This window comes from Streptomyces oryzae (assembly GCF_017676365.1).
Classification (GTDB): Bacteria; Actinomycetota; Actinomycetes; order Streptomycetales; family Streptomycetaceae; genus Streptomyces; species Streptomyces oryzae.
This window is the reverse complement of sequence record NZ_JADKMA010000084.1, coordinates 1-23,150: the sequence shown is the minus strand read 5'-3', so window position 1 is coordinate 23,150 and position 23,150 is coordinate 1. Positions and strand designations below refer to the sequence as shown.

22 protein-coding genes are annotated in these 23,150 nt (G+C 70.0%); 9 read left to right on the top strand and 13 right to left on the bottom strand.

Translation table 11 applies throughout. The features are described 5' to 3' along the window. Nucleotides 1–70: 70 nt before the first annotated feature. A complete protein-coding gene (locus ITI46_RS17785) occupies nucleotides 71–541 on the top strand; it encodes a GNAT family N-acetyltransferase (protein ID WP_209240595.1) in 471 nt (156 codons plus the stop codon). A gap of 102 nt (nucleotides 542–643) precedes the next feature. Here ITI46_RS17785 and ITI46_RS17780 read toward each other — a convergent pair whose 3' ends face one another. Continuing rightward, nucleotides 644–976: a winged helix-turn-helix transcriptional regulator gene (locus tag ITI46_RS17780; protein WP_209240594.1), complete on the bottom strand. Its 333-nt coding sequence runs from the start codon at nucleotides 974–976 to the stop codon at nucleotides 644–646. A gap of 157 nt (nucleotides 977–1,133) precedes the next feature. Between ITI46_RS17780 and ITI46_RS17775 the strand changes: the two genes are divergently transcribed. Both ITI46_RS17775 and ITI46_RS17770 read left to right on the top strand, forming a co-directional pair. Continuing rightward, a complete protein-coding gene (locus ITI46_RS17775) occupies nucleotides 1,134–2,033 on the top strand; it encodes an NAD(P)-dependent oxidoreductase (RefSeq protein WP_209240592.1) in 900 nt (299 codons plus the stop codon). 105 nt (nucleotides 2,034–2,138) lie between these two features. Further along, complete coding sequence (locus ITI46_RS17770) at nucleotides 2,139–2,834, top strand: helix-turn-helix domain-containing protein (RefSeq protein WP_209240591.1); 696 nt, start codon at nucleotides 2,139–2,141, stop codon at nucleotides 2,832–2,834. Nucleotides 2,835–2,910: 76 nt separating this feature from the next. Here ITI46_RS17770 and ITI46_RS17765 read toward each other — a convergent pair whose 3' ends face one another. The 9 genes from ITI46_RS17765 to ITI46_RS17725 all read right to left on the bottom strand — a co-directional run bounded on the left by ITI46_RS17765 (nucleotide 2,911) and on the right by ITI46_RS17725 (nucleotide 10,461). Continuing rightward, nucleotides 2,911–3,447: an RICIN domain-containing protein gene (locus tag ITI46_RS17765; protein WP_209240589.1), complete on the bottom strand. Its 537-nt coding sequence runs from the start codon at nucleotides 3,445–3,447 to the stop codon at nucleotides 2,911–2,913. A gap of 206 nt (nucleotides 3,448–3,653) precedes the next feature. Next, nucleotides 3,654–5,102: a nucleobase:cation symporter-2 family protein gene (locus ITI46_RS17760; protein ID WP_209240588.1), complete on the bottom strand. Its 1,449-nt coding sequence runs from the start codon at nucleotides 5,100–5,102 to the stop codon at nucleotides 3,654–3,656. 258 nt (nucleotides 5,103–5,360) lie between these two features. Then, complete coding sequence (locus ITI46_RS17755) at nucleotides 5,361–6,755, bottom strand: 8-oxoguanine deaminase (protein WP_209240586.1); 1,395 nt, start codon at nucleotides 6,753–6,755, stop codon at nucleotides 5,361–5,363. A gap of 26 nt (nucleotides 6,756–6,781) precedes the next feature. Beyond that, on the bottom strand, nucleotides 6,782–7,717 hold the full coding sequence (gene pucL / locus ITI46_RS17750; RefSeq protein ID WP_209240584.1) for a factor-independent urate hydroxylase: 936 nt from the start codon (nucleotides 7,715–7,717) through the stop codon (nucleotides 6,782–6,784). Nucleotides 7,718–7,721: 4 nt separating this feature from the next. After that, the gene (uraH, locus tag ITI46_RS17745; protein WP_209240583.1) at nucleotides 7,722–8,165 is read right to left on the bottom strand and encodes a hydroxyisourate hydrolase; all 444 of its coding nucleotides are present in this window, start codon (nucleotides 8,163–8,165) and stop codon (nucleotides 7,722–7,724) included. Continuing rightward, on the bottom strand, nucleotides 8,162–8,677 hold the full coding sequence (uraD, locus tag ITI46_RS17740) for a 2-oxo-4-hydroxy-4-carboxy-5-ureidoimidazoline decarboxylase (RefSeq protein WP_209240581.1): 516 nt from the start codon (nucleotides 8,675–8,677) through the stop codon (nucleotides 8,162–8,164). The genes uraH and uraD overlap by 4 nt, the downstream gene beginning before the upstream one ends. A gap of 163 nt (nucleotides 8,678–8,840) precedes the next feature. Further along, nucleotides 8,841–9,161, bottom strand: coding sequence for a helix-turn-helix domain-containing protein (locus tag ITI46_RS17735; protein WP_209240606.1), 321 nt, complete (start codon nucleotides 9,159–9,161; stop codon nucleotides 8,841–8,843). A gap of 101 nt (nucleotides 9,162–9,262) precedes the next feature. Further along, nucleotides 9,263–9,517: a YkoF family thiamine-binding protein gene (locus ITI46_RS17730; protein WP_209240579.1), complete on the bottom strand. Its 255-nt coding sequence runs from the start codon at nucleotides 9,515–9,517 to the stop codon at nucleotides 9,263–9,265. 38 nt (nucleotides 9,518–9,555) lie between these two features. Further along, a complete protein-coding gene (locus ITI46_RS17725) occupies nucleotides 9,556–10,461 on the bottom strand; it encodes a Sco1979 family transcriptional regulator (protein WP_209240578.1) in 906 nt (301 codons plus the stop codon). Nucleotides 10,462–10,875: 414 nt separating this feature from the next. On the opposite strand from ITI46_RS17725, the gene ITI46_RS17720 reads away from it, so the two are divergent. The 5 genes from ITI46_RS17720 to ITI46_RS17700 all read left to right on the top strand — a co-directional run bounded on the left by ITI46_RS17720 (nucleotide 10,876) and on the right by ITI46_RS17700 (nucleotide 17,299). Beyond that, complete coding sequence (locus ITI46_RS17720) at nucleotides 10,876–11,691, top strand: TIM barrel protein (protein WP_209240576.1); 816 nt, start codon at nucleotides 10,876–10,878, stop codon at nucleotides 11,689–11,691. A 52-nt stretch (nucleotides 11,692–11,743) separates the two neighbouring features. Next, nucleotides 11,744–12,652, top strand: a complete 909-nt coding sequence (locus ITI46_RS17715) for a 2-hydroxy-3-oxopropionate reductase (protein ID WP_209240574.1) — start codon at nucleotides 11,744–11,746, stop codon at nucleotides 12,650–12,652. Nucleotides 12,653–12,769: 117 nt separating this feature from the next. Beyond that, nucleotides 12,770–14,548 carry a glyoxylate carboligase gene (gene gcl / locus ITI46_RS17710; RefSeq protein WP_209240572.1) on the top strand — a complete coding sequence of 593 codons (1,779 nt, stop codon included), beginning with the start codon at nucleotides 12,770–12,772 and terminating at the stop codon, nucleotides 14,546–14,548. A 296-nt stretch (nucleotides 14,549–14,844) separates the two neighbouring features. Beyond that, the gene (locus tag ITI46_RS17705; protein ID WP_209240571.1) at nucleotides 14,845–16,308 is read left to right on the top strand and encodes a catalase; all 1,464 of its coding nucleotides are present in this window, start codon (nucleotides 14,845–14,847) and stop codon (nucleotides 16,306–16,308) included. A 259-nt stretch (nucleotides 16,309–16,567) separates the two neighbouring features. Continuing rightward, nucleotides 16,568–17,299, top strand: coding sequence for a hypothetical protein (locus ITI46_RS17700; RefSeq protein WP_209240569.1), 732 nt, complete (start codon nucleotides 16,568–16,570; stop codon nucleotides 17,297–17,299). A gap of 96 nt (nucleotides 17,300–17,395) precedes the next feature. Here ITI46_RS17700 and ITI46_RS17695 read toward each other — a convergent pair whose 3' ends face one another. Continuing rightward, nucleotides 17,396–19,087, bottom strand: a complete 1,692-nt coding sequence (locus ITI46_RS17695) for an AMP-binding protein (RefSeq protein WP_209240567.1) — start codon at nucleotides 19,085–19,087, stop codon at nucleotides 17,396–17,398. Nucleotides 19,088–19,212: 125 nt separating this feature from the next. On the opposite strand from ITI46_RS17695, the gene ITI46_RS17690 reads away from it, so the two are divergent. Next, nucleotides 19,213–20,241: an endonuclease/exonuclease/phosphatase family protein gene (locus ITI46_RS17690; RefSeq protein ID WP_209240566.1), complete on the top strand. Its 1,029-nt coding sequence runs from the start codon at nucleotides 19,213–19,215 to the stop codon at nucleotides 20,239–20,241. A 33-nt stretch (nucleotides 20,242–20,274) separates the two neighbouring features. Here the strand turns inward: ITI46_RS17690 and ITI46_RS17685 are convergent, their stop codons facing one another. Together ITI46_RS17685 and ITI46_RS17680 are read right to left on the bottom strand one after the other, a co-directional pair. Next, nucleotides 20,275–21,438: an XdhC family protein gene (locus ITI46_RS17685; RefSeq protein WP_209240564.1), complete on the bottom strand. Its 1,164-nt coding sequence runs from the start codon at nucleotides 21,436–21,438 to the stop codon at nucleotides 20,275–20,277. A gap of 99 nt (nucleotides 21,439–21,537) precedes the next feature. Next, nucleotides 21,538–23,019 carry an NCS2 family permease gene (locus tag ITI46_RS17680; RefSeq protein ID WP_209240562.1) on the bottom strand — a complete coding sequence of 494 codons (1,482 nt, stop codon included), beginning with the start codon at nucleotides 23,017–23,019 and terminating at the stop codon, nucleotides 21,538–21,540. Between the last annotated feature and the right edge of the window lie 131 nt (nucleotides 23,020–23,150).

Below are 23,150 nucleotides of genomic sequence, written 5' to 3'. Positions count from 1 at the left end.
GGCAAGACGCTGCATGCCGGGCATGTATAGTGCCCGCGCCCCTTCCGGCCGCACCGCATACGCTGTGCGCATGATTCGCAGCGCAGTCCCCGCCGACGTCCCCGTCATCCACACCATGATCCGTGAGCTCGCCGAGTACGAGCGGGCGCCGGAGGAGGCGAGGGCGACCGAGGAGCAGCTGCACGAGGCGCTGTTCGGCGACCGGCCCGCCGCCTACGCACATCTGGCCGAGGACGCCGACGGCAACCCGGTCGGCTTCGCGCTGTGGTTCCTCAACTTCTCCACCTGGCGCGGCGTACACGGCATCTATCTGGAGGACCTGTACGTCCGCCCCGCAGCCCGCGGCGGCGGCCACGGCAAGGCACTGCTGACCGAGCTCGCCCGGCTGTGCGTCGAGCGCGGCTACGAGCGCCTGGAGTGGTCGGTCCTCAACTGGAACACCCCCTCCATCGCCTTCTACGAGGCGCTGGGCGCTCGGCCTCAGGACGAGTGGACGGTGTACCGCCTGACGGACGACGCGTTGAAGGCACTCGGCGCGTAGGACGTCTGCCGCGGATCCTGCCGGCCCCTCGCGGTGTTCCGGCGTATCCGACTCCTCCACGCTGCGGGTGCTCTGTGGCTTGGCGCGCCGGGTCCCGCGCCCCTACAGGGCGCCCTGGCCCATCAAGTGCTCTCTCCCCCACGCTCCCAGGGGCGCCAGTGCCTCGTTGAGGGAGGTGCCGAGTGGGGTCAGGGCGTAGGTGACGCGGCGTACCGCGCCCTCGTAGGACTCCTCGCGGTGGACGATGCCGTCCGCCTCCAACTCGCGGAGGTGCGAGGCGAGGACCTTCTCGGTGACGCCGGGGATGCCCCGCCGCAGTTCGCCGAAGCGGCACGGCTGCTGGGCCAGCGCCCAGAGGATGAGGACCTTCCACTTGCCGCCGACCACATCGATCGCGGCGTCGATACCGCACACGTAAGTGCCGCGCCTGGTCATGGTTGCTGCCTCCCCCGGTACTCGCCCTGCCCCCATGCCCTCATGCCCTCATGCCCTCATGCCCTCATGCCCTCAGGGCGAGCACTCACCTTACGGTAACCACGTACAAAACAGTGCGTACTTGATCACGGTCTGGGGCGGTACGAGCCTGGTGCGCATGACCACGAACCGCACTTCCACGACCCCGCTCACCCTGCTCGGACTCGGCGGCATGGGCACGGCGCTGGCCCGCGCCTGGCTCGCCGCCGGCCACCCCCTCACCGTCTGGAACCGCACCGCCGCCAAGGCCGAACCCCTCGCCGCTGAGGGCGCACGGGTCGCGGCGAGCGCCGCCGAGGCGGTGGCGGCAGCCGGCCTCGTCGTCGTCTGCCTGCTCGACGACGCCTCCGTCGGCGAGGCCCTGGCACCGGCCGAGCTGACCGGCAAGGACATCGTCAACCTCACCACCGGCACCCCGGCACAGGCCAGGGAGCGCGCTCACTGGGCCCGGCGGCGCGGAGCGCGCTTCCTGGACGGCGGCATCATGGCCGTGCCTCCGATGATCGGCACACCACAGGCCGGCGGCTACATCTTCTACAGCGGCGACCACGCGCTGTTCGAGCAGCACCGTGAGACGCTGGCAATCCCCGCGGGCACCCGCTATGTCGGCACCGACGCCGGGCACGCGGCGCTGCACGATGTGGCGCTGCTGAGCGCCATGACGGGCATGTTCGCCGGGATCACCCACGCCTTCGCCCTCATGCGGCCGGAGCGGGAGGTGAAGCCCACGGAGTTCGCCGGCATGGTGACCGAATGGCTGCGTGCCATGGCCGCGATGACGGAGGCCATGGCGTGGCAGCTGGAGAGCGGCGACTACACCGAGGGCGTCACCTCGAACCTCGCCATGATGAGCGCCGGTAACGCCACCCTGGAGGCCACCGCGGAGGAACAGGGCGTGAAGGGGGAACTCCTGGCCCCCTTCATGGCGTCCATGAGAGAGCGGGTCGCACTCGGTCACGGTGACGAGGGGCTGGCCGGGCTGGTGGACGGGCTGCGAGGGGGGTCGCCACAGCGGTGAGGGCCCCTCATGACAGGAGCTTCTCCTGGTAGAGGTTTCTACGAGCCTGAGCTTCGGCTGAACGCACGGTAGGCAGCCGGTCGTCCGGCTCCTTACGGTGTGCCGATGCACTACGGCACGTCACGGGGGCAGGCAGGCAGCTCGTTCGACGGCTCGGCCGCGCGGCGACTGCGCGAGGGGCTGCGGCTGTCGCCGGAGGATGTCGCGTACGGCATGCGTGCCGCTTACGGCATGGAGATCGAAGCCCGCACCGTCGCGGCGTGGGAGGCCGGGATCGCCGCACCCGACGAACAGCAACTCTCCGCGCTGGCGGGCGCGCTGTGGTGCTCGGCGGCGGATCTGATGGGCAACCCCGGGACGCTGCGCGAGTACCGGCTGGCCCGGGGGGCCTCCCCTACCGACGTCGCTCGCGAGATCGGGATGACGCCTCAGGAGTACGCCCGCCTCGAGGAGACCGGCGATTGGGCCGGTGACGCGCGGCAGGCCGAGGCGCTGGCCGAGGTGCTGCGGCTGCCCGTGCCCGCGCTGATCGAGTTCACCGGATACGACGAGGAGTTGGCACAGCTCCTGCGGAAGGCCGCCACCACGCGGTGGCAGGCCCATGTCGGGGCCGTCTGCGAACTGGTTCCGCTGCCGCGGGAGTACGTCGCCGAGGGGTTGCGTGCCCTGCATGCGGCGTACCAGTCCACGACCGCCGCCTCGCTGGGCTGGGGACAGCCCGCCTCGGCGTCGTCGCGCGACGCGGGGCTGGCTTTTCTGGAAGAGATCCTGGCCCACTTCTGGCAGGCCATCGAGGGCTGACGGCTGCGCCCCCGCCGGGTTCGGCGGGGGCGCGGCGTCGCAGGAGGAGATCTCCCTCAGCTTCCGGCGGCCGTGGCTAGACCGTCTCCGCCGTCCACAGCTGGTGCGAGAGCCCGTGGCATGTCCACTGGGTGACCTGGGTCCGCGGCCTGCCGTCCAGCGTCTGGTCGGCACACTTGCCGCTGTACTTGTTGACCAGGGTGAACTTGTCGCCGTTGGCGACCGGGACGCGGGCCCAGAACTGGTCCTCGTAGTTGGAGTTGCAGCCCACCTGCGTCAGCCCGTGGCCGTTCTCCACGCTGTGGTAGGTGTTGACGAGGCATTTGCCGCTGTCGACGCTCCGCAGCTGGAACCAGTCGCCCTTGCCGGGAAGGATCTGCCAGCGCTGGTTGTCCCTGGCATGCCGCGGATAGAGGATGATCCGGGCACCGTTCTGCTTGGACGCCCCCTCCACGTCCATGACGAGGTTGGAATTCTTCGCGGAGTGGATGATCACTGTGTGCTGTGCCGCCCTGTCGTCCGCGGTGGCACCGGGCACTGACGTGGCGAGTCCCGTCGCGGCAAGGCCGAGCAGGACGGTGGCGCTGAGCAGAGCGCGTCGCTTCTTGGGCACTTCACCAACCCTTTCAGGCGGGGTCAGGGCTTGCGCCTGACCGATCACCCTGCATGATTCGCCCGCTCTTGCGCCATTTGAAGCTCTTCTCCGCTGAACTGACCGTAAGAGTGATTTGGTTGCTCACCCCGCCGATCGCTACCGCGGAACACTCCAAGTACGCCGCAACCATCCGGCCCGCGGCCGGAGAGGGCCCGGCCAGGTCCTCAGGCCGGGGTGCTCTCCCTGGGGTGGGGGATGCCCTCGCCGGGTTCCATGGGGTGGGCGACGACTTCCTCGTCGCGGCGGGAGCGGCCGAGGTGGTTGAAGACCAGGTTGAGGAGGACCGCGGTGACACACCCGGTAGAGATGCCGGAGTCGAGGATGATCTTCGCGCTGTCGGGGAACGCGTGGTAGAACTCCGGCGCCGCGATGGGGATGATGCCGACGGCCAGCGCGGTGCCGACGATCAGCACGTTGTTGTCCTTGCCGAGATCTGCCTTGAGCAGCGTCTGGATGCCGCTGGCGGCCACGGAGCCGAACAGCACGACCCCGGCCCCGCCCAGCACCGGCTGCGGTACGGCGGCGATCAGGCTGGCGGCGAGCGGGCACAGGCCCATGACGATCAGGATGCCGCCTCCGGTGGCGACCACGAAGCGGCTGCGTATCCGGGTCATCGCCACCAGGCCGATGTTCTGTGCGAACGCGCTGCACAGAAAGCCGTTGAAGAAAGGGCTGACGAAGGAGCCGAGGGTGTCGGCGCGCAGGCCCGCCGCGATGGTCCTCTCGTCCGAGGGGCGCTCCACGACCTCGCCCAGTGCGAGCATGTCGGCGGTGGACTCGGTCATCGAGACCAGCATCACCACGCACATGGAGACGATCGCGGCGACCGCGAACTGCGGGGCACCGAAGTGGAAGGGGGTGGGGAAGCCGACGATGTGGGCTTCCTTCACCGCGGTGAAGTCCGTGATGCCGACGGGTATCGCTATCAGCGTGCCGGCCGCCAGTCCGATCAGCACCGCGATCTGCTTGACAAAGCCGGTGGTGAACCGGCGCAGCAGCAGCACGATCAGCAGCGTCGCGCCGGCCATGCCGATGTTGCTGAAGTCGCCGTAGTGCGGGTCCTTTGCGTTGCCGCCCTGCGCCCAGTTGAAGGCGACGGGCATCAGGGAGACGCCGATGAGGGTGATGACGCTGCCGGTGACGACGGGCGGGAAGAAGCGGACGAGCTTGCTGAAGAACGGGGCGAGGAGGAAACCGAGCGCGGCGGCGACCATGGTCGCGCCGAATATCACGGGCAGCGCGTCCGACGGTCCCTCGGACTTGTTGATGGCCAGCATGGGCGCGACGGTGGCGAAGGTGACACCGTTGACGAACGGCAGCCTCGCGCCGATCTTCCAGAAGCCGAGGGTCTGCAGCAGGGTGGCGATGCCGGCCATGAAGAGGCTGGCGCCGGTCAGGAACGTCAGTTCGGTCGGGGAGAGGCCCACCGCGGCGCCGATGACCAGCGGCGGCGCGACAACCCCCGCGTACATCGCGGCCACATGCTGCAGGCCGGTGGTGAACAGCTTCAGTGGCGGCATGCCCTGGTCGACCGGGTGCTTGTCCTCACCCCCCTCGTCCCCACTGCCGTCCGCTGTCTTTCCTTGCTTGGTGAACCTGGGCGTCTTGGCCACGGGGTCCTCCTGTCGTTTTCGGCGCCGTGCGGCACACGGTTTCCGGAGGTGTTGCGGTGTGCAAGGTGGTGCTGCTGATGTGTTGTGCGGTCTGAGTGTGCGCCCATGAACTGTCCGGAGCATGACAGGAGTCCGGATGGGTGGGGCCGAACCGGCCGGGAGCCGTCCCTCCCGGCCGGTGTCCAAGAGGCCGTTGTGGCCTGCTGTCCTGGCGGCCGCACCGGCCCGGGTCAGCCGTACCGACCCGGGCCGGCCGGATCAGCCCGCTTCCGCCGCGATCCGGGAGAGGCGGCGTGCCTCTTCCCGTGCGTCGCGGGCGATCTCCTCCTCGTCGGCCCGGAGCAGATGGCCGTCCTCGACCACCGGCCGGCCGTTGACGAGGGAGAGGGTGACCGGGGCAGCGGCGCCCAGGACGAGCGCGGCCACCGGGTCGGCGATGGAGGAGTGCCCGATGCCGTCCAGCTTCCACAGCACGACGTCGGCGAGCTTGCCCGCCTCCAGCGAGCCCGTCTCCTGGGCCCGCCCCAGCACCTGCGCACCGCCGTAGGTGCCCAGCCGCAGGGCCTTGCGCACGGTCAGCGCGTTCTCCCGGTGCGGGCCGAGGCGGTTGATGAGCAGCGCGTTCCGCAGTTCGGTGTGCAGCTCGCCCGACTCGTTGGACGCCGTACCGTCCACGCCGAGGCCGACCGGTACGCCGGCGTCCAGCATGTCGGGGACCCGGGCGATCCCCGCGGCGAGCCGCGCGTTGGACGAGGGGCAGTGGGCCGCGCCGGTCCCGGTGCGGGCGAACGCGGCGATGTCCTCGTCGGTCATGTGGACGCAGTGCGCCATCCACACGTCCTCGCCGAGCCAGCCGACCGACTCGAAGTAGTCGGTCGGACCCATGCCGAACAGCTCGTGGCAGAACTTCTCCTCCTCCGCCGTCTCCGAGCCGTGCGTGTGCAGCCGTACGCCCTTGCGGCGCGCCAGCTCGGCAGCCTCACGCATCAGTCCGGTCGAGACGGAGAACGGGGAGCAGGGTGCCGCGGCGATGTGCAGCATCGAGCCGAACGAGGCGTCGTGGTAGGTGTCGATGGCCCGCTCGGTCTCCGCGAGAGCGTCCTCGAGGGTCTCCACGGCGAAGTCCGGCGGAAGGCCGCCGTCCGACTCGCCGCGGTCCATCGAGCCGCGCGCCGCGGTGAAGCGGACACCCAGCTCGGCCGCTGCGCGGATCTCGGCGCCGAGGAGGTCGCCGGCGCCGCGCGGGAAGACGTAGTGGTGGTCCATCGCGGTGGTGACGCCGCCGCGCGCCATCATCCCGAGGGAGCCGCGGGCCGCCGCGTAGACCATCTCCTCGTCGATCCGGGCCCAGGTGGGGTAGAGCGCGACGAGCCAGTTGAAGAGGTTGGCGTTCTGTGCCAGGCCGCGGGTGATCCACTGGTAGAAGTGGTGGTGGGTGTTGATCAGGCCGGGGGTCAGCAGATGGCCCGTGCCGTCGATACGGCGCTCGACGCTCTCCAGGCCCTCGGGGGCGTCGCCGGGACCGAGGGACTCGATCCGGTTGCCGTTGATGATCAGGTGGCCGGTCGCGTACTCGGTGTCCTGAGCGTCGACGGTCGCGATGGCGCACTTCTCGATGACGATACGGCCTGTGGTGCTGTGGCTGTCGACCATGGGGGGTCCTCGCTTGGGGGTTGGAACTAGAGGTTCGTCATGTCCACGGGTATGCGAGGGGTGGCCCCGTCGCGGAGGACCGTGGCCTCGATGAGGCCGTACGGCCGGTCGGCCGCGTAGTAGACGGCACCGTCGGCGGCGTCGTTCTTGATGTCGAACGGCGACAGATCGACCTTGAAGTGGTGCTTGTTCGGCATCGAGAAGCGGATCTCGTCTATCTCGGGCCTGCTGTTGATGACGCGCGCGCCCATCTGGTACAGCGTCTGCTGGAGGGAGAGCGAGTACGTCTCCGCGAAGGCGTGCAGCATGTGCTTCTTGGTCTGCGCGTAGGACTTGTCCCAGTTGGGCGTCCGCTCCCCCTCGGCGCCGGTCCAGTTGTGCCGCCATACGGAGGCGACCTCGGTGGCGAGGATGCGGTCGTAGTCCTCCCGGAGCGTGGTGTAGCGGTCCTTGATGTAGCCCCAGAACTCCGAGTTGGTGGAGTTGAGGACCGTCAGCCCCTTCAGCCCCGTCAGCACCTCGACGCTCTCACCGTCGAAGGTGATCTGCGCGGTGCGTATCTCCTGGCCCTTGCGTACGAAGGAGTGCTTGACCTCGTCGGCGCCGATGAACTTGGAGTTGGCGTCGGAGGTCTCGATGCGCTCCCAGTCGTACTCCTCGATGCGGATCCGGGCCGTGGTGATCGGCTCGGTGTTCTCCACGAAGTGCCGGGCCAGCAGAACGCCGAACGCCTCGGCCGACTCGATGCCGTGCTCCTTGGCGAAGGCGAACACGGTGTTCTTCGTGGTGTCGGTCGGCAGCACATGGGCGTTGGACCCGGAGTAGTGGACGTCGTCCAGGTCGCCGCTGAGGGCGACGGAGACGTTCAGATCCTTGATGTGGTGCGTGTCGCCGTCCCGCGTGATCTTGACGACGCGGTTCTCTGCCTTGCCGTACTGGTTCTGGCCGAGAATCGTGGGCATGGTGTCAGCTCCCTCGGTACACGGAGTAGCCGAACGGGTTGAGCAGCAGCGGCACGTGGTAGTGCTCGCCCGGGTGCACCGCGAAGACGATGGTGACCTCGGGAAAGAAGCTGCCTGGTGCGCTGTCCCTTACGCGGGGGGCGTCCTGCTGTTCCGCGGCTTCGCGCTGGCTGCGCGGATTCGAACTGTGCTCTTCCACGAAATACGGCTCGGTCTCGAACTCGAACCGTACGTGGGTGGTGCCTTCCGGCAGCGCCGGAAAGTCCTTGCAGCGCCCGTCGGCGTCGGTCTTCGACGCCCCGTGCGCGACCCATGCGGCCTGCTCGTCACCCTGGCGTACGGACAGCCGTACGCCGACCCCGGCGGCCGGGCGGCCGCGGCTGGTGTCCAGGATGTGCGTGGAGACCGAAGTGCTCGTCGACACCGAAGTGCTCGTCCCGTCGCTCATGCCGTGGGTCCTTCCTCCGCGAGCCGGGTGAGCCGAAGGCGGTTGATCTTCGCCAGCTCCCGCCGCACGATCTCCCGCTCCTGTTGCGGTGTGTTCTCGATCCGGTGACGAACGGCGTCCCTCATCTCCTCGGCGCTTCTGCCGGTGGCGCAGATGAGAAACACATGCCCGAACTTGTCCTGGTATGCCAGATTCAGCTCGAGCATTTCGGCCTTCAGCTCCTCGGAGGCGCCCGCCATGCCCCGCTGCTCGCGGGCCGAGGTCGGGTCGCCGGGCTTGGGCCGGCCGATGGGCGGATGCCCGGACATGGCCTCGTCCAGCCCTTCGTCGGTCAGGGCTGCGGTGGCCTCGTCGCTCGCGGCGAAGAGCGCGTCGGCGTCCGCGTACGGACGCCGGGCGAGCAACGCGCTCCCCCAGCTCCGGGCGGCGCACATGTCGTGGAGCGCGGCACGCGCCTCGGCGTCCGCTGCGGAGTTGAACCAGGTGAGACCTGGAGTCGAGCGCGAAGTCACGGGACCTCCGTGGCCGTGGTGCTGTTCGGGCTGGGAACAGCTAAGTCCTCAGGCCACATCACGTCAACAGTTTGTTGAAGGCTTTTCGACATCCTGGAAAAGAAAGCCCGCCATACGGAAGCACTATCCGCACCGAGCGAGGGCGGCACGGCCCTCAGCCCTCTCAGCCCGTCGTCCGCCCGTTCTCCCTGTTCAGGTAGTTGTAAACGGTGAACCGGCTGACGCCCAGGGCACTGGCGACCGTCTCGACGCCGTGCCGGACGGAGAACGCCCCCCGCGTCTCAAGGATGCGCACCACCGACTGCTTGGTCTTGCGGTCGAGCTCCGCCAGCGGCACCCCGTGCCGCCGCTCCAGCTCCGCCAGGATGTGGTCGAGTGAGTCGGACAGATGCGGCAGCCGTACGGCCACCACGTCCTCGCCCTCCCAGGCGAGCACCACGTCGTCCCCCTGCGCCTCCTGCGGGGCCACCATCGCCCCGCCCATCGCGTCCACCAGCGGCTTGATCGCGACGACGAACGGGTGCCCGGAAGCGGGCCCGCCCCCGGCAGGACCCGGGCTGTCCGCGGCGTATGTGTCCCGGTCCATCAGCCCTCGCCCTCCCCGATCACGTTCACCTGGAGGGAGACCCGGGTCGCCCCGGCCTCCAGCGAGCTGCGCAGCAGCGCCGCGACGGTGTCCAGCACCTCGTCGGCCGAGCCTTCGGCGGTGTTGCCGAACGGGCCGACGTCCACGGCATCCAGTGCCGCCGACTGGACGACCTCCCGGGCCACGACCGCGTGCTCCGGCGCCTCGTCCAGGTCGAAGGGCTCGGTCGTGAACTCCACTCGCAATCGCTTCATGCGCCCACAGTACCGAGCGCGGCCGGGCCCGCCGCAGGTCAGCGCAGCTCGGCGAGGAGCTGCTCGATGAAGGCGGCCGTCTCGCGCGGCTGGCAGGCTTCCGCGCACAGCCGGTTGATGATCAGCGTGTACTGGTCGACGTCCGAGGGCTTGTCGAGGTAGACCGCGTTGGTCAGATGCTCCAGATAGACCTTGTCCGGCAGGTCGGGGTCGCCGAAGCGCAGCAGGGTCACCGGTGTGCCGGCGGCAGCCGCCGTCACCTCGAACGGTGCGACCTGAAGCGTCACATGCGGCAGCTCGATCATCTTCAGCAGGTGTTCGAGCTGCCGGCGCATCACCTCGGCGCCGCCGAAGGGGCGCCTGAGCACCGCCTCGTCCACGACCGCCCACAGCCGCGGCGGATCCGGCCGGTGCAGCAGCCGCTGCCTGGCCATCCGCAGCTCCACGATCCGGTCCACCTTCTGCGGCTCGGTGTTCGGGTAGCCGAGCTTGCTGACGGCGTACGCGTAGTCCTCGGTCTGGAGCAGTCCGGGCAGGAACTGGACCTCGTACGTCCGGATCATCGACGCCGCGTCCTCGAGGCCGAGATGCAGCTCGAACCAGTCCTCCAGCACGTCGGAGTACTGGCACCACCAGCCGGGCGAGTTGGCCTGCCGCGCCAGGTCGAAGAACTCCTCGCGCTTGTCCGGGTCGTGGATGCCGTAGAGGGTCAGCAGGTCCCGCAGATCGCGTTCCTTGGCTCCGACCTGACCGCGCTCCAGCCTGGTGATCTTCGCGTGCGAGCCGCGGATGGCCCGGCCCGCGTCCTCCCTGGTGATCTCGCGCGACTGGCGCAGCCTGCGCAGCTTGACGCCCAGGATGATCCGGAGCGCAGTGGGACCGCTCGACGGCTCCTGTACAGCCCCGAGTCTCGGTTCACCGGACGGCTGCATCATGGCGGGCATTCCGACTCCCAAGGGTGATTGGGCGGTCACAACAGTGTGGCACCGGTGCACCGGTCCGGTACAGGTACCGGGAGAATACGCGTCAGGCGCGCACCGCTTCGGTGCGAGCCTTCCATACTCTCCTCCGTACCACCCTGGCAACCGGCCTTCCGAGCACGTCAGTTGAAGACGCAGAATGTAGGCGCCCCCTCCGCGGGAGAGCAACTACGGTGACAAAGCGCCGGAGGGCGCACCCGGCACCGCCGCACAACAGAACCCCGAGCCCCGGGCTCCGTCACAGGACGGAGCCCGGGGCTTTTGCGTGCCCGGCTTCCGGTCGGGCCTTGACAGGACAGCTCCGCGCAGCGCAATCTTCCAATGAGCAGAATACAACTTTCACGATACGAAATTAATCAGGGAGGGAGGGCGGTCGCAGTGGTCTCCTCGGACCGGTTCACCGTCAACGCCTCGATCCTCTTCACCGAGCTGCCCCTGCTGGAACGCCCGGCAGCGGCCGCCGCAGCGGGCTTCGACAAGATCGAGCTGTGGTGGCCCTGGGTCGACGCGCCCGTGCCCGAGCGCTCCGAGCTCGACGCGCTGCGCAGCGCGCTGGAGGATGCCCAGGTGCAGCTCACCGGGCTGAACTTCTACGCCGGGCAGCTGCCGGGCCCCGACCGCGGCGCCCTGTCCGTCCCCGGCGAGGAGTCGGACAAGTTCCGCGCCAACATCGCGGTGACGGCGGACTTCGCCAAGTCCGTGGGCTGCAAGGCGCTCAACGCCCTCTACGGCAACCGCGTCGACGGCGCCACCGAGGCGGATCAGGACGCACTCGCCCTGGAGAACCTCGCGCTGGCGGCCCAGGCGGCGGACCGGGCTGAGGCGGTACTGCTCATCGAGGCCCTCAACGCCCCCGAGTCCCCCAAGTGCCCGCTGGTCAGCGCGGATCGCGCCCTGGAGGTCGTGGACGCGGTCAACAAGGCCACCGGCCTGGACAACGCCCGCTTCCTGATGGACCTCTACCACCTGTCCATGAACGGCGAGGACCTGCCCGCCGTCATCGCGGCCCACACCGGCAGGACCGCCCACGTCCAGATCGCCGACAACCCCGGCCGCGGCGCCCCCGGCACCGGCTCCCTCGACTTCGACGACCTCTTCGGCCGTCTGCACAAGGCCGGTTACGACGGCCTCGTCGGTCTCGAGTACAAGCCAGGCGACAACGGCAGCGCCGCCGCCTTCGGCTGGCTGAAGTAGCACCGGCGGCCTGCGCCCCGCCCCCACACTTGATCTGCGAAAGGCACAGAGAATGACCTACACGCCCGACAACACCAAGATCGCCTTCATCGGGCTCGGCATCATGGGCGCCCCCATGGCCCGCAACCTGCTGAAGGCGGGCTACGACGTCACGGCGTACACCCTGGAGACCGAGAAGGTCGAGGAGTTCGTCAAGGACGGCGGCAAGGGCGCCGCCGGCATCGCGGAGGCCGTCAAGGGCGCCGATGTCGTCATCACGATGGTCCCGGCCTCCCCGCATGTGGAGCAGGTCGTCCTGCACGAGGGCGGTGTCCTGGAGAACCTCCGCGAGGGCGGCACCCTCATCGACATGTCCTCGATCACCCCGCAGACCTCCATCGAGGTCGCCGAGGCCGCGAAGGCCAAGGGCATCAAGGCGCTGGACGCCCCCGTCTCGGGCGGCGAGGCCGGCGCGATCGAGGCCGTGCTGTCCATCATGGTCGGCGGCGAGCAGGAGACCTTCGACGCGGCCAAGCCGATCTTCGAGGCGCTCGGCAAGACGATCGTGCTGTGCGGCCCGGCCGGCTCCGGGCAGACGGTGAAGGCCGCCAACCAGCTCATCGTCGCCGTCAACATCCAGGCCGTGGCCGAGGCCGTGGTCTTCCTCGAGAAGTCCGGCGTCGACCTGAAGGCGGCGCTGGAGGTGCTCAACGGCGGGCTGGCCGGCTCCACGGTGCTGACCCGTAAGAAGGACAGCATCCTGGCGGGCAACTACCAGCCCGGCTTCAAGATCGACCTGCACCACAAGGACATGGGCATCGTGACCGACGCGGCCCGCTCGGTCGGCGCCGCCGTACCGGCCGGTGCGCTGGTCGCCCAGCTCGTCGCGGCGCTGCGGGCGCAGGGCGACGGCGGGCTCGACCACTCCGCGCTGGTGCGCGGCGTCAAGCGGCTGTCGGGCGAGAACCCCGACGCCGGCTGAGGGCTGCGCTCTCTTCAGGAGCCCTCCCCACCGACTCCGGGCGGCGGCGTCGACACTGTCCTGTCGCGCCCAGGCGCCGCCGCCCGGACACCACCTGCACCGAACCAGGAGAGTTCGATGGCTCGTATGACCGCTGCCCGCGCGGCAGTTGAGATCCTCAAGCGCGAGGGTGTGGACACCGCTTTCGGCGTGCCGGGTGCGGCGATCAACCCCTTCTACGCGGCGCTGCGTGCCGCGGGCGGCATCGAGCACACGCTCGCCCGCCACGTCGAGGGCGCCTCGCACATGGCCGAGGGCTACACCCGTACCGCGCCCGGCAACATCGGGGTGTGCATCGGCACGTCGGGCCCCGCGGGCACCGACATGATCACCGGCCTCTACTCGGCGATCGGCGACTCGACCCCCATCCTGTGCATCACGGGACAGGCCCCGGTCGCCGTGATCGAGAAGGAGGACTTCCAGGCGGTCGACATCGCATCCATCGCGAAGCCGGTCACCAAGAAGGCCACCACCGTCAAGGAGGCCGCGCAGGTCCCCGGGGTCTTCCAGGAAGCGTTCCATCTGATGCGCTCTGGCCGGCCGGGTCCTGTGCTGATCGATCTGCCGATCGACGTCCAGCTCACGGAGATCGAGTTCGACCCCGAGCTGTACGAGCCGCTGGGCCCGCACAAACCGTCCGCGACCCGCAAGCAGGCCGAGAAGGCGCTGGACCTGCTGGCGGCGGCCGAGCGTCCGCTGATCGTGGCGGGCGGCGGCATCATCAGCGCGGACGCCTCCGAACTGCTGGTGGAGTTCGCCGAGCTGACCGGCATCCCCGTCGTCCCCACCCTGATGGGCTGGGGCACGATCAGCGACGACCACCCGCTGCACGCGGGCATGGTCGGCCTGCAGACCTCGCACCGCTACGGCAACGCCACCTTCCTGGAGTCCGACTTCGTCCTCGGGATCGGCAACCGCTGGGCCAACCGGCACACCGGTGCGCTGTCCACCTACACCGAGGGCCGGAAGTTCGTCCACGTGGACATCGAGCCGACCCAGATCGGCAAGATCTTCGCGCCGGACCTCGGCATCGTCTCGGACGCGCACGCGGCGCTGTCCCTGTTCGTCGAGGTCGCCCGCGAGCGCAAGCAGGCCGGGCGGCTGAAGGATCTGACGAAGTGGGCGGACGCAGCGCGGCAGCGCAAGGGCCAACTCCAGCGCCGTACGCACTTCGACAACGTGCCGCTCAAGCCGCAGCGGGTGTACGAGGAGATGAACCGGGCCTTCGGCCCCGAGACGCGTTACGTCTCCACCATCGGTCTCTCGCAGATCGCCGGCGCGCAGTTCCTGCACGTCTACCGGCCGCGGCACTGGATCAACTGCGGCCAGGCGGGCCCGCTGGGCTGGACCGTGCCGGCCGCGCTGGGGGTCGCCAAGGCGGATCCGGAGGCGAGCGTTGTCGCGCTGTCGGGGGACTACGACTTCCAGTTCATGATCGAGGAGCTGGCGGTCGGGGCGCAGCACCACATCCCGTACGTCCATGTGCTGGTCAACAACTCCTATCTGGGCCTGATCCGGCAGGCACAGCGCAACTTCGACATGGACTTCCAGGTCAACCTGGAGTTCGAGAACATCAACACTCCCGAGCTGGGCGGCTACGGCGTGGACCATGTCAAGGTCGCCGAGGGCCTGGGCTGTAAGGCGCTGCGCGTCACCGAGCCGGACCAGTTGCTGCCCGCCTTCGAGGAGGCGAAGAAGCTCGCCGCCGAGTACCGGGTGCCCGTCGTGGTGGAGGCGATCCTGGAGCGGGTCACCAATATCTCCATGGCTGCCGCCGATATCGGCAAGGTGAACGAGTTCGAGGAGCTGGCCGGCGAGGCTGCGCACGCGCCGACTGCCACGGTGCCGCTCGGCTGACGCCGTTTCGGAGTGCCAGGGGTTGCCCTTCGCCTTGTGTGTGCTCGGGGTCCGGGTGGCCACCGGGGTGCCCCTGGGCGCCGTCCGCCGGCTGCGGGTCCGTTCCGGTTGCTCGCGCCCACGCGGCGGAGCCGCACATCGACACTGCCCCGCGCCCCTTTGGGGCGCGGGGAACTGCTCCCCAGGGCCGAAGAAACCAAGCTTTCAACAAAGTGTTGACGCCCCGGAGGGGTGTCCTTACGCTCCAAGATGCGGAAATGATTTTCCGTGAATCACGTTGCCCAGGAAGGTCGTCCATGTCGAAGTCGAAGCCCACGCTGACCACCGAGGCGGGCGCGCCCGTCGCCGACAACCAGAACTCCACCTCCGCCGGCATCGGTGGTCCGCTCCTCCTCCAGGACCAGCACCTGCTGGAGAAGCTGGCGCGGTTCAACCGGGAACGGATCCCGGAGCGCGTGGTGCACGCCCGCGGCTCCGGCGCGTACGGCTACTTCGAGGTGACCGACGACGTCACCGGCTACACCCGCGCCCACTTCCTCGGCGAGGTCGGCCGCCGCACCGAGACGTTCATCCGCTTCTCCACCGTCGCGGACAACCTCGGCGGCCCCGACGCGGCGCGTGACCCGCGCGGTTTCGCCCTGAAGTTCTACACCGAGGAGGGCAACTACGACCTCGTCGGCAACAACACCCCGGTCTTCTTCATCAAGGACCCGCTGAAGTTCCCCGACTTCATCCACTCCCAGAAGCGCGACCCGTTCACCGGTAAGCAGGAGCCGGACAACGTCTGGGACTTCTGGGCCCACTCCCCCGAGGCCACCCACCAGGTCACCTGGCTGATGGGCGACCGCGGCATCCCCGCCTCGTACCGGCACATGAACGGCTACGGCTCGCACACCTACCAGTGGACGAACGCCGAGGGCGAGATCTTCTACGTCAAATACCACTTCAAGACGAACCAGGGCATCCGCTGCCTGTCCGGCGAGCAGGCCGCCGAGCTGTGCGGCACCGACCCCAACAGCCACCAGACGGATCTGCTGCAGTCCATCGAGCGCGGCGTCTTCCCGTCCTGGACGCTGTACGTGCAGATCATGCCGGCGGGCGAGGCGGCCGACTACCGCTTCAACCCGTTCGACCTCACCAAGGTGTGGCCGCACAAGGACTACCCGCTGCAGCGGGTGGGCCGCCTGGTGCTGGACCGCAACCCGGACAACGTCTTCGCCGAGGTCGAGCAGTCCGCGTTCTCGCCCAACAACTTCGTACCCGGCATCGGCCCCTCGCCGGACAAGATGCTCCAGGGCCGGCTGTTCGCCTACGCCGACGCGCACCGCTACCGGCTCGGCGTCAACCACACCCAGCTGCCGGTCAACGCGCCCAAGGCCACCACGGCGGCCAACTACGGCCGGGACGGCTTGATGGCCACCAACGCATACGGCCGGCACGCCAAGAACTATGAGCCCAACTCCTACGGCGGCCCGGTCGAGACCGGCCTCCCGCTGTCCGCGCCGCGTCCGGTGACCGGCTACTGGGGCACCCACGAGGCACCGCAGCACGCCAAGGACGACGACTTCTTCCAGGCGGGCGAGCTCTTCCGGCTGATGTCGGAGGAGGAGAAGGGCCGGCTGGTCGCCAATATCGCCGGCGGGCTCTCGCAGGTGACCCGCGAGGACGTCATCGAGAAGAACATCACCCACTTCAGCGCCGCCGACCCCGACTACGGGCGCCGGGTTGAGGCCGCGGTGCGCGAGCTGCAGGAGGGCTGACCCCTTCCGCCGCAGCGCACACCAGCGGCGTGCCGGACCGATTGGGAGGTCGGCCCGGCACGCGCCCCCGTGCGGAACGGTCCGGTTGATGAGGGGTGACCGTCCCGCGCGGGGGCATATCCATGCCATCCTCCCGCCCCACCGGGGCGGCCCGGCACCCGCCCCTTCGTAAAAGCCGTCCCATCGGCGACGATTGGGAGGCGATCCGGGCACGCGATGCCGCCGTGCCCGCCGGACCACCCGTGCCAGGAGCCGAACGATGGCTGACAGAGTGCTTGTGCGCTGCCCCGTGTGCCGACGCGAGCACAGCTACACAGCGCCGGTCTACCCCTGCGGCTGTGGCGAGCCGGTCGCCCTGCCGCTGCTCTCCTCCGCCTCCGCCGTCCAGGTACGGCACCGCACCTGGGCCGGTTCCTGGATCTCCGTACGGTGCCCGGCATGCGGGCGCCAGGACGAGTGGCCGCAGCCCGAGTTGGGCTGCGGCTGCGGTACGACGCTGCGGGTGCCGGTCGCACGCGACGGCAAGGGGGTGGCGGCGCCGTCCGCCGAGGACCCGCCCGCGCCGGCCCCCGCGCCGCAGCCCGCCCCTGCGGCGTCAGGCCCCGTGCCCCGGCCCGCGTTCCGGCCGGTCACCATCCGTACGGCCTACGACGCCAAGCTCGCCGCCGCGCAGTATCTGCGGTGGCTCGGGTTCGAGGGGATACGCGTCGCCGAGCGGACGCCGGCCTCGGGAGTGGATGTGCGGGGTCCCGCTGTGATCGCACACGTCGATCCCTCGACCTCGCCGGTCGGGCCGCGGGACGTGGAGACCCTGTGGCTGAACGGCCTCAACGACTCGGTCGCCGCCGTCTGCTTCGCCCTCGCGGGGTACGTACGGGACGCCAAGGCCCGCGCGGACGAGTTGCAGCTCCCGCTGTTCGTCCTCGATCTGACGGGGACGCCGCGTGCCGTGAACCAAGCCGCGGAGCGCCTTATTCGCACTCCGCGGTGATGCCGGCTGCCCCTGGCTGCCGTCCTCGGGCTGCGGGTTTCGTCGTGGCTGGTCGCGCAGTTCCCCGCGCCCCTTCGGGCCGCATCCGGATACCCCCTACCGGTCCCGGTACTCCGTACCAGGGGTGCCGGCCTCGCCGGCGGCGTGCGCGCGGAGCTCCACCCGCCGGATCTTCCCCGAAATCGTCTTGGGCAGCTCCGCGAACTCAATCACCCGCACCCGCTTATACGGCGCGAGCCGTTCCTCGCAGTGGGAGAACAACAGCGCGGCGGTCTCCGCGTCACCCGCATGCCCGTCCGCCAGCACCACATACGCCTTGGGAACGGCGAGCCGTACCGGATCCGGTGAGGGCACGACGGCGGCCTCGGCAACGGCTTCGTGCTCCAGCAGCACGCTCTCCACCTCGAAGGGCGAGATCTTGTAGTCGCTGGCCTTGAAGACGTCATCGGCGCGCCCCACATACGTCAGACAGCCCTCCTCGTCCCGGGCCCCGATGTCGCCGGTGCGGTAGTAGCCGCCGGCCATCGCCTCCGCGGTCCGTTCGGGGTCGCCCCGGTAACCGGTCATGAGGCCGACCGGGCGGGTGGAAAGGTCGAGGCAGATCTCGCCCTCGTCGACCCCGGCCTTGCCGGTGACCGGGTCGAGCAGGGTGACGTCGAAGCCGGGCGTGGGGCGGCCCATGGAGCCGGGCTTGAGGGGCTGGCCTGGGGTGTTGGCGACCTGGACGGCGGTCTCGGTCTGGCCGAAGCCGTCCCTGATGGTCACGCCCCACACCCGGCGCACGTGCTCGATGACCTCCGGATTGAGCGGTTCGCCCGCGGCGACGACCTCGCGCGGGACGGCGGCCAGCTTGCTGAGGTCGGCCTGGATGAGCATGCGCCAGACGGTGGGCGGTGCGCAGAAGCTGGTGACTCCGCCGCGGTCCATCTCGGCCATCAGGCGGCCCGCGTCGAACCGGGTGTAGTTGTGGATGAAGATCGTCGCCTCGGCGTTCCAGGGCGCGAAGAAGTTGGACCAGGCGTGCTTGGCCCAGCCCGGCGAGGAGATGTTCAGGTGCACATCGCCGGGCTGCAGGCCGATCCAGTACATGGTCGCCAGGTGCCCGACGGGGTAGGAGAGATGGGTGTGCTCGACCAGCTTGGGCAGCGCGGTGGTGCCGGAGGTGAAGTACAGCAGCAGGGTGTCGTCGCCGCGGGTGACGCCCTGTGGGTCGTAGCCGGTCTCCGTCCCGTACGCGTCCTCGTAGGCCAGCCAGCCCGCCGCGGGAGTGCCGCCGCTGCCGACGGCGATCCGGGTGTAGTCGCCGGGCACCTCGGAGCCGGTGAACTTCACCGTGTCCTCGGCGCGGACCACCACATGCCGGGCCTCGCCCCGGGTGACGCGGTCGGCCAGGTCGCGGGGGCCCAACTGCGGGGTGGCGGGGATGACGACGGCACGCAGCTTCATCAGCGCCAGCAGCGTCTCCCACAGCTCGACCTGGTTGCCGAGCATCACGATGCACCGGTCGCCGGGCGCCACGCCCCGGCCCCGCAGCCAGTTGGCGACCTGGTCGGAGCGGGTCCGCATCTGCTCGAAGGTGACGCGGCGCTCGGTGCCGTCCTCCTCGACGATGTGCAGTGCGAGCCGGTCGTTGCCCTCAGCGATGTGGTCGAACCAGTCCAGCGCCCAGTTGAAGTGCTCGGGCCGCGGCCAGCTGAAGGCGGCGCGTGCGGCCTCGTAGTCCGTCCGGTGTCGCAGCAGCGTGTCGCGGGCGGCTCGGAACTGATCGGTGGGCGTGGACGGGACCATGTTTCCTCCTGCTCAGCGGGTTGCTGCGGGCGCTGGGAGCCATCGTGTACGCCGGCTGGCGCCCGCACCACCCCCGGCCGGGGGGCTTACACGCAAGGGACGGGAGGTACGGCATCATCGGAGAGGTGTATACGGGGGCCGACACGCGCCAGGACCGGGACGCGGCAGACGGCGGTGAGCCGACGCAGGTGGGACGACGCCGGGGACGGCGGCATCCCGTCGTCGGGGCGCTGTCCGTACTGACCCTGCTCGTGCTCACGGTCGCGCTGGCGTTCCGGATCGGCGACGAGGACGGGCCGACGCCGGTGCCGCAACTGCTGGCATTCCTGCCGTGGTTCCTCGCCCCCGCCTGGCTGGCCGCGCTGGGCGCAGCCCTCTCCCGCCGGTGGCTGGTGCTGCTGTGGGCGCTGGCGGTGCTGGCGGGCACCGGGTGGTTCCTGCGCCCGTACGGGCCTCCCGCGCCCGCCGATTCGGCAGCGCGGCCCGCCAAGGCGCAGTTCCGGGTGCTGACGGCCAACCTGAAGTACGGGGCGGCCACTGCCGACCTGATCAGGACGGTGCGCAGGGAGCGCCCGCAGATCGTCTCGGTGCAGGAGTGCGACGCGCGGTGTGCGGTGGCACTGCGCGACCCCGCGCTGCGCAAGGAGTACCCGCACCGCATGGTCACCGGCGGCGGGGGCGCGCGGGGCTCGGCGCTGCTCAGCGTCTATCCGCTGCACGACCGCAGCGAGGTGCGCGGCCGGCTGTCGATGCCCGCGGCCGTCGCGGACGTGCACGGCGAGCGGGTCGCCCTCCAGGTGGCGCACCCGATGCCGCCGAAGCCGGGCAGGACGGCGGCGTGGCGGGTCGAGCTGGACCGGCTGCGCGCTGTCGCTGCGGCACGCGGCAAGCTGCCCACCCTGATGGCGGGCGACTTCAACTCCTCGCAGGACCACGCCGCCTTCCGCGCCATCCTCAGAACCGGTATGCACGACGCGGCCCGCATGCTGGGCAACTCCCGCACCCCCACCTGGCCCACCCGCACCACCCCGGTGCTGGGCGCGCAGATCGACCACGTACTGCTGAGCGAGACGCTACTGCCGGTGGACGGCGAGTTCCTCGATCTGCGGGGCACCGACCACCGGGCGCTGCTGGTGAACGTGAAGCTGTTCTGAGCCCGGCGATCGGGGCTGAAGCCCTTCCGGGGCTCAGCCCGCGGCCCGGTCCTGGCTCCCGCCGCTGATCGCCGTGACGGGGCCGCTGTCGTGGTGGATCGGCGTGTGCGCCCCGTTGAGCGGCACCCCGCTGCCCCCGTGCCGCGCGGCGACGATCTCCGCGGCGATGGACAGCGCGGTCTCCTCCGGGGTGCGGGCTCCCAGGTCGAGCCCGATGGGGGACCGCAGTGCGGCCAGCTCCAGCGGGGTCAGCCCGGCCTCGCGGAGCCTCTCCAGCCGGTCGAGGTGGGTGCGGCGCGACCCCATGGCGCCGACGTAGGCGACAGGCAGCCGCAGCGCCCGCTCCAGCAGCGGCACGTCGAACTTGGCGTCGTGGGTCAGTACGCAGATGACCGTACGGGCATCGACGTCCTGGGAGTCGAGATAGCGGTGCGGCCAGTCGACGACGACCTCGTCGGCGTCCGGGAAGCGCCGGGGCGTCGCGAAGACGGGCCGCGCGTCGCAGACCGTCACGTGGTAGCCGAGGAACTTGCCGATCCGCACCAGCGCGGCGGCGAAGTCGATCGCGCCGAAGACCAGCATCCGAGGCGGCGGGACGCTGGACTCCACCAGCAGGGTCACCGGCTCCCCGCACATGCTGCCGTCGGCGCCGATGGTCACGGTCGCGGTGCGGCCCGCTGCCAGCAGTGCCCCGCCCTCGGCTGCGGCGGTGGCGTCCAGTTCCTCGGCCCCGCCCAGCGCGCCGTGCGGCTGCCCTTCGGTGTCCAGCCACAGGGCGCCGCCCAGCAGGTCTTCAGGGCCGGCCACGATCCTCACCAGCGCCGCGGTGCGGCCCTCGACGGCTTCGGCGGCGGCTCGCGCGAACACCTCGCGGGCCGCCGTGCCGGCGCGGGCCGGGGTGACCAGGATGTCGATGATCCCGCCGCAGGTGAGCCCGACGGCGAAGGCGTCCTCGTCGCTGTAGCCGAAGGTCTGGCGGACGCTTGCGCCGGACTCCAGCGCCTCCTGGCACAGCTCGTAGACGGCGCCCTCCACGCAGCCGCCGCTCACGCTGCCGACGGCCTCGCCGTCCGCGTCCACGGCCAGCGCAGCGCCCGGCTGACGTGGCGCGCTGCCGCCGACGCCCACGACGGTGGCGACGGCGAAGTCCCGCCCCTCCTGACACCAGCGGTGCAACTCGGTGGCGATGTCCAGCATGTGCGTTCTCCTCGGCGGTGACGAACGGCCTGACGGGAGCGGGAACGGCCAGGGAGACCGCACCCGCTCCCGCCCTGACCGGGAGCAGAGGCTAGAGGGTTACTTGACCCCCAGCCACTGTTCGATCGGGTTCAGAGCGAAATAGAGCAGGAAGACGAGCGACAACACCCACATCAACCATCCGGGCTCGCGAACCTTTCCCTGGACGGCCTTGATCAGGACGTAGGCGATGACACCGGCGCCGATACCGGCCGTGATGGAGTAGGTGAACGGCATCAGCACGGTCGTCAGGAAGACCGGGATCGACGTCGCCGGGTCGGTCCAGTCGATGTGCATGGCGTTGGTCATCATCATCGCCCCGATGACGACCAGCGCCGCGGCTGCCACCTGCGGAGGGATCACCTGCGCGAGGGGCGTGAAGAACAGACAGGCGGCGAAGCCGAGGCCGGTGACGACGCTGGCCAGGCCGGTGCGTGCGCCGTCGCCGACGCCTGCGGTCGACTCCACGAACACGGTCTGTCCCGAGGCGCCGGACAGACCGCCGATGATGCCGCCGGCACCGTCGATGGTCAGCGCCTTGTTCAGGCCGGGCATCCGGCCCTCCTTGTCGGCGAGTCCGGCCTGCTGGCCGATGCCGATGATGGTGCCGATGGCGTCGAAGAACCCGGCCAGGACCAGGGTGAAGACGATGACGCCGATGGTGATGCCGCCCACGTCGCCCAGGCCCTTGAAGGAGATGGACCCGAACAGCCCGAAGTCGGGCGAGCTGACCATCGACCCGGGCAGCTCGGGGGCGTTCCTGCCGCCCCAGTCCTTCTTGTCCAGGCCGGCGAACTGGTGGATCAGCGCGGCCACGACCGTGCCGCTGACGATGCCGATGAGGATTGCTCCCGGCACCCTGCGCACCTGGAGCGCGAAGATCAGCAGCACCGTGAAGGCGAAGCACAGCACCGGCCAGCCGGTGAGCATGTCCGCGGTCCCGAGCTGGATGGGCTTCTGGCCGGGGACGCCGCCCGGTCCCGGCATCGAGGTGACGAAGCCGGCCTGGACGAGCCCGATGAGGCAGACGAACAGCCCGATGCCCATGGTGATCGCGTGCTTCAGCGCCAGCGGGATCGCGTTCATGATCAGCTCACGGAGCCCGGTGACCACCAGCAGAACGATCACGGCGCCGTAGATGAGGCACATCGCCCAGGCGTTGCCCCAGGTCATCTCGGGCACGACCTGGAAGGCCATGACTGCCGAGACGCTCAGTCCCGCCGCCAGGGCCAGCGGGACGTTGCCGATGAAGCCCATCACGAGGGTGGTCGCGGCGGCGGCGAACGCCGTCGCCGTGGTGACCTGCCCGCCGTCCAGCGTGTGCTGGTGCGCGTCGGGCACGGAGAGGATGACGGGGTTGAGCAGGACGATGTACGCCATCGCCATGAAGGTGGTGATACCGCCACGTATCTCCTGGCCGTAGGTCGACCCTCTCTCGGAGATGTGGAAGTACCTGTCGAGCCACGAGCGCCCGGCCGGAATCCGCGAGCCAGGGCCCGCGTCTTCCGCCGACGTCGTCGGCCCTACTTTCGACTGGGTCATTGTGCTGACTCCCAAGGTTCATAGGGGCACCCCGGCAGATACCGAGGATTTGGGAAGCACGACCCGGGGGACGGCCCGCGTCTTGCTCTTTCCCCGCCCACCCGTCCGGGCAAGGGCGGCGTGGGCGGGGA

Bases quoted from the DNA above. Each gene is read 5' to 3' on its own strand.
- ITI46_RS17785 (WP_209240595.1), top strand. From the start codon at position 71: ATGATTCGCAGCGCAGTCCCCGCCGACGTCCCCGTCATCCACACCATG.
- ITI46_RS17780 (WP_209240594.1), bottom strand. From the start codon at position 976: ATGACCAGGCGCGGCACTTACGTGTGCGGTATCGACGCCGCGATCGAT.
- ITI46_RS17775 (WP_209240592.1), top strand. From the start codon at position 1,134: ATGACCACGAACCGCACTTCCACGACCCCGCTCACCCTGCTCGGACTC.
- ITI46_RS17770 (WP_209240591.1), top strand. From the start codon at position 2,139: ATGCACTACGGCACGTCACGGGGGCAGGCAGGCAGCTCGTTCGACGGC.
- ITI46_RS17755 (WP_209240586.1), bottom strand. From the start codon at position 6,755: ATGGTCGACAGCCACAGCACCACAGGCCGTATCGTCATCGAGAAGTGC.
- pucL (WP_209240584.1), bottom strand. From the start codon at position 7,717: ATGCCCACGATTCTCGGCCAGAACCAGTACGGCAAGGCAGAGAACCGC.
- uraH (WP_209240583.1), bottom strand. From the start codon at position 8,165: ATGAGCGACGGGACGAGCACTTCGGTGTCGACGAGCACTTCGGTCTCC.
- ITI46_RS17735 (WP_209240606.1), bottom strand. From the start codon at position 9,161: ATGGGCGGGGCGATGGTGGCCCCGCAGGAGGCGCAGGGGGACGACGTG.
- ITI46_RS17730 (WP_209240579.1), bottom strand. From the start codon at position 9,517: ATGAAGCGATTGCGAGTGGAGTTCACGACCGAGCCCTTCGACCTGGAC.
- ITI46_RS17725 (WP_209240578.1), bottom strand. From the start codon at position 10,461: ATGCCCGCCATGATGCAGCCGTCCGGTGAACCGAGACTCGGGGCTGTA.
- ITI46_RS17715 (WP_209240574.1), top strand. From the start codon at position 11,744: ATGACCTACACGCCCGACAACACCAAGATCGCCTTCATCGGGCTCGGC.
- gcl (WP_209240572.1), top strand. From the start codon at position 12,770: ATGGCTCGTATGACCGCTGCCCGCGCGGCAGTTGAGATCCTCAAGCGC.
- ITI46_RS17705 (WP_209240571.1), top strand. From the start codon at position 14,845: ATGTCGAAGTCGAAGCCCACGCTGACCACCGAGGCGGGCGCGCCCGTC.
- ITI46_RS17700 (WP_209240569.1), top strand. From the start codon at position 16,568: ATGGCTGACAGAGTGCTTGTGCGCTGCCCCGTGTGCCGACGCGAGCAC.
- ITI46_RS17695 (WP_209240567.1), bottom strand. From the start codon at position 19,087: ATGGTCCCGTCCACGCCCACCGATCAGTTCCGAGCCGCCCGCGACACG.
- ITI46_RS17685 (WP_209240564.1), bottom strand. From the start codon at position 21,438: ATGCTGGACATCGCCACCGAGTTGCACCGCTGGTGTCAGGAGGGGCGG.
- ITI46_RS17680 (WP_209240562.1), bottom strand. From the start codon at position 23,019: ATGACCCAGTCGAAAGTAGGGCCGACGACGTCGGCGGAAGACGCGGGC.